General features: G+C 51.2%; 2 tRNA genes and 3 rRNA genes. All 5 read left to right on the plus strand.

The annotated features are described in order from the left end of the window. Positions 1-202 precede the first annotated feature (202 nt). Positions 203-1739, plus strand: a 16S ribosomal RNA gene (locus tag P3C18_RS20575). 65 nt (positions 1740-1804) lie between these two features. Then, positions 1805-1881, plus strand: a tRNA-Ile gene (locus P3C18_RS20580). Between the two features lie 31 nt (positions 1882-1912). Next, positions 1913-1988: transfer RNA gene (locus tag P3C18_RS20585), tRNA-Ala, on the plus strand. A gap of 245 nt (positions 1989-2233) precedes the next feature. Then, positions 2234-5123 (plus strand): 23S ribosomal RNA (locus P3C18_RS20590). Between the two features lie 141 nt (positions 5124-5264). Continuing rightward, a 5S ribosomal RNA gene (rrf, locus tag P3C18_RS20595) occupies positions 5265-5361 on the plus strand; the annotation flags it as partial.

Consider the following 5361-nt stretch of genomic DNA (forward strand, 5'->3'; position numbering starts at 1 on the left):
CTGTAGAATGCGCGCCTCGGTTGAGACGAAAGRCTTAACCACCCGCTCTTTAACAACTGRATCAAGCAATTCGTGTGGGTGCTTGTGAGGTAAGACTGCTAGTCGCAAGATTATCAGCATCACAAGTAACACTCGTTAATTTGAGAGTTTTTTGTCGATTGCTGAGCTAAGTTTAGGGTTTTTTCAAAACCCAAGCAGTATTGAACTGAAGAGTTTGATCATGGCTCAGATTGAACGCTGGCGGCAGGCCTAACACATGCAAGTCGAGCGGTAGAGAGAAGCTTGCTTCTCTTGAGAGCGGCGGACGGGTGAGTAATGCCTAGGAATCTGCCTAGTGGTGGGGGATAACGTTCGGAAACGGACGCTAATACCGCATACGTCCTACGGGAGAAAGCGGGGGACCTTCGGGCCTCGCGCCATTAGATGAGCCTAGGTCGGATTAGCTAGTTGGTGAGGTAAAGGCTCACCAAGGCGACGATCCGTAACTGGTCTGAGAGGATGATCAGTCACACTGGAACTGAGACACGGTCCAGACTCCTACGGGAGGCAGCAGTGGGGAATATTGGACAATGGGCGAAAGCCTGATCCAGCCATGCCGCGTGTGTGAAGAAGGTCTTCGGATTGTAAAGCACTTTAAGTTGGGAGGAAGGGTAGTAACTTAATACGTTGCTACTTTGACGTTACCGACAGAATAAGCACCGGCTAACTTCGTGCCAGCAGCCGCGGTAATACGAAGGGTGCAAGCGTTAATCGGAATTACTGGGCGTAAAGCGCGCGTAGGTGGTTCAGTAAGTTGGAAGTGAAATCCCCGGGCTCAACCTGGGAACTGCTTTCAAAACTGCTGAGCTAGAGTACGGTAGAGGGTGGTGGAATTTCCTGTGTAGCGGTGAAATGCGTAGATATAGGAAGGAACACCAGTGGCGAAGGCGACCACCTGGACTGATACTGACACTGAGGTGCGAAAGCGTGGGGAGCAAACAGGATTAGATACCCTGGTAGTCCACGCCGTAAACGATGTCAACTAGCCGTTGGGAGTCTTGAACTCTTAGTGGCGCAGCTAACGCATTAAGTTGACCGCCTGGGGAGTACGGCCGCAAGGTTAAAACTCAAATGAATTGACGGGGGCCCGCACAAGCGGTGGAGCATGTGGTTTAATTCGAAGCAACGCGAAGAACCTTACCTGGCCTTGACATGCTGAGAACTTTCTAGAGATAGATTGGTGCCTTCGGGAACTCAGACACAGGTGCTGCATGGCTGTCGTCAGCTCGTGTCGTGAGATGTTGGGTTAAGTCCCGTAACGAGCGCAACCCTTGTCCTTAGTTACCAGCACGTAATGGTGGGAACTCTAAGGAGACTGCCGGTGACAAACCGGAGGAAGGTGGGGATGACGTCAAGTCATCATGGCCCTTACGGCCAGGGCTACACACGTGCTACAATGGTCGGTACAAAGGGTTGCCAAGCCGYGAGGTGGAGCTAATCCCATAAAACCGATCGTAGTCCGGATCGCAGTCTGCAACTCGACTGCGTGAAGTCGGAATCGCTAGTAATCGTGAATCAGAATGTCACGGTGAATACGTTCCCGGGCCTTGTACACACCGCCCGTCACACCATGGGAGTGGGTTGCACCAGAAGTAGCTAGTCTAACCGCAAGGGGGACGGTTACCACGGTGTGATTCATGACTGGGGTGAAGTCGTAACAAGGTAGCCGTAGGGGAACCTGCGGCTGGATCACCTCCTTAATCGAAGACTTCAGCTTCTTCATAAGTTCCCACACGAATTGCTTGATTCATTGAGAAAGACGATTGGGTCTGTAGCTCAGTTGGTTAGAGCGCACCCCTGATAAGGGTGAGGTCGGCAGTTCGAATCTGCCCAGACCCACCAATTGTTGTGGGGTTTGGCCTTGTAAGAATATGGGGCCATAGCTCAGCTGGGAGAGCGCCTGCCTTGCACGCAGGAGGTCAGCGGTTCGATCCCGCTTGGCTCCACCATATACAGCCTCGTTGAGAGTTCAGAAATGAGCGTTCCTACTTAGAGTAGATGAATGTTGATTTCTGGTCTTTGACCAGTAAGAAAATCGTTCTTTAAAAATTTGGGTATGTGATAGAAGTGACTGATTAATTACTTTCACTGGTAATTAATTTGGTCAAGGTAAAATTTGTAGTTCTCAATTGCAAATTTTCGGCGAATGTCGTCTTCACGTTAGAGACAATAACCAGATTGCTTGGGGTTATATGGTCAAGTGAAGAAGCGCATACGGTGGATGCCTTGGCAGTCAGAGGCGATGAAAGACGTTGTAGCCTGCGATAAGCTCCGGGGAGTCGGCAAACAGACTTTGATCCGGAGATCTCTGAATGGGGGAACCCAGCCAGCATAAGCTGGTTATTACACACTGAATACATAGGTGTGTAAGGCGAACCAGGGGAACTGAAACATCTAAGTACCCTGAGGAATAGAAATCAACCGAGATTCCCTTAGTAGTGGCGAGCGAACGGGGACTAGCCCTTAAGTTGATTTGAGAATAGTGGAAGGCTCTGGAAAGTGCCGCCGTAGTGGGTGATAGCCCCGTACACGAAATTCTCTTATCAATGAAATCGAGTAGGACGGAGCACGAGAAACTTTGTCTGAATATGGGGGGACCATCCTCCAAGGCTAAATACTACTGACTGACCGATAGTGAACTAGTACCGTGAGGGAAAGGCGAAAAGAACCCCGGAGAGGGGAGTGAAATAGATCCTGAAACCGTATGCGTACAAGCAGTGGGAGCCCACTTTGTTGGGTGACTGCGTACCTTTTGTATAATGGGTCAGCGACTTATATTCAGTGGCGAGCTTAACCGAATAGGGGAGGCGTAGCGAAAGCGAGTCTTAATAGGGCGACAGTCGCTGGGTATAGACCCGAAACCGGGCGATCTATCCATGGGCAGGTTGAAGGTTGGGTAACACTAACTGGAGGACCGAACCGACTACCGTTGAAAAGTTAGCGGATGACCTGTGGATCGGAGTGAAAGGCTAATCAAGCTCGGAGATAGCTGGTTCTCCTCGAAAGCTATTTAGGTAGCGCCTCGTGTATCACTGCTGGGGGTAGAGCACTGTTTCGGCTAGGGGGTCATCCCGACTTACCAAACCGATGCAAACTCCGAATACCAGCAAGTGTCAGCACGGGAGACACACGGCGGGTGCTAACGTCCGTCGTGAAAAGGGAAACAACCCAGACCGTCAGCTAAGGTCCCAAAGTTATGGTTAAGTGGGAAACGATGTGGGAAGGCTTAGACAGCTAGGAGGTTGGCTTAGAAGCAGCCACCCTTTAAAGAAAGCGTAATAGCTCACTAGTCGAGTCGGCCTGCGCGGAAGATGTAACGGGGCTCAAACCATACACCGAAGCTACGGGTTCATCTTAGGATGAGCGGTAGAGGAGCGTTCTGTAAGCCTGTGAAGGTGAGTTGAGAAGCTTGCTGGAGGTATCAGAAGTGCGAATGCTGACATGAGTAACGACAATGGGAGTGAAAAACTCCCACGCCGAAAGACCAAGGTTTCCTGCGCAACGTTAATCGACGCAGGGTGAGTCGGCCCCTAAGGCGAGGCAGAAATGCGTAGTCGATGGGAAACGGGTTAATATTCCCGTACTTCTAATTACTGCGATGGAGGGACGGAGAAGGCTAGGCCAGCACGGCGTTGGTTGTCCGTGTTTAAGGTGGTAGGCTGATTTCTTAGGTAAATCCGGGAAATCAAGGCCGAGAACTGATGACGAGTTATCTTTTAGATGACGAAGTGGTTGATGCCATGCTTCCAGGAAAAGCTTCTAAGCTTCAGGTAATTAGGAACCGTACCCCAAACCGACACAGGTGGTTAGGTAGAGAATACCAAGGCGCTTGAGAGAACTCGGGTGAAGGAACTAGGCAAAATGGCACCGTAACTTCGGGAGAAGGTGCGCCGGTGAGGGTGAAGCATTTACTGCGTAAGCCCATGCCGGTCGAAGATACCAGGCCGCTGCGACTGTTTATTAAAAACACAGCACTCTGCAAACACGAAAGTGGACGTATAGGGTGTGACGCCTGCCCGGTGCCGGAAGGTTAATTGATGGGGTTAGCTAACGCGAAGCTCTTGATCGAAGCCCCGGTAAACGGCGGCCGTAACTATAACGGTCCTAAGGTAGCGAAATTCCTTGTCGGGTAAGTTCCGACCTGCACGAATGGCGTAACGATGGCGGCGCTGTCTCCACCCGAGACTCAGTGAAATTGAAATCGCTGTGAAGATGCAGTGTATCCGCGGCTAGACGGAAAGACCCCGTGAACCTTTACTATAGCTTTGCACTGGACTTTGAGTTTACTTGTGTAGGATAGGTGGGAGGCTTTGAAGCGTGGACGCCAGTTCGCGTGGAGCCAACCTTGAAATACCACCCTGGTAACCTTGAGGTTCTAACTCTGGTCCGTTATCCGGATCGAGGACAGTGTATGGTGGGTAGTTTGACTGGGGCGGTCTCCTCCTAAAGAGTAACGGAGGAGTACGAAGGTGCGCTCAGACCGGTCGGAAATCGGTCGTAGAGTATAAAGGCAAAAGCGCGCTTGACTGCGAGACAGACACGTCGAGCAGGTACGAAAGTAGGTCTTAGTGATCCGGTGGTTCTGTATGGAAGGGCCATCGCTCAACGGATAAAAGGTACTCCGGGGATAACAGGCTGATACCGCCCAAGAGTTCATATCGACGGCGGTGTTTGGCACCTCGATGTCGGCTCATCACATCCTGGGGCTGAAGCCGGTCCCAAGGGTATGGCTGTTCGCCATTTAAAGTGGTACGCGAGCTGGGTTTAGAACGTCGTGAGACAGTTCGGTCCCTATCTGCCGTGGACGTTTGAGATTTGAGAGGGGCTGCTCCTAGTACGAGAGGACCGGAGTGGACGAACCTCTGGTGTTCCGGTTGTCACGCCAGTGGCATTGCCGGGTAGCTATGTTCGGAAAAGATAACCGCTGAAAGCATCTAAGCGGGAAACTTGCCTCGAGATGAGATCTCACTGGAACCTTGAGTTCCCTAAAGGGCCGTCGAAGACTACGACGTTGATAGGTTGGGTGTGTAAGCGCTGTGAGGCGTTGAGCTAACCAATACTAATTGCCCGTGAGGCTTGACCATATAACACCCAAACAATTTGATGTTTGTGTGTCTCTATGAAGACTGCAACAGCCGAAAATTTGCACAACTACAAACCAAGACATCACATACCCAATTCGAGGTAGCGAGCCGCGCAAGCAGCACGACATCTCCGCTGAATCGCTTGACGACCATAGAGCATTGGAACCACCTGATCCCATCCCGAACTCAGTAGTGAAACGATGCATCGCCGATGGTAGTGTGGGGTTTCCCCATGTGA

The organism is Pseudomonas sp. 1928-m (assembly GCF_029269135.1).
In the GTDB taxonomy this organism is placed as follows: Bacteria; Pseudomonadota; Gammaproteobacteria; order Pseudomonadales; family Pseudomonadaceae; genus Aquipseudomonas.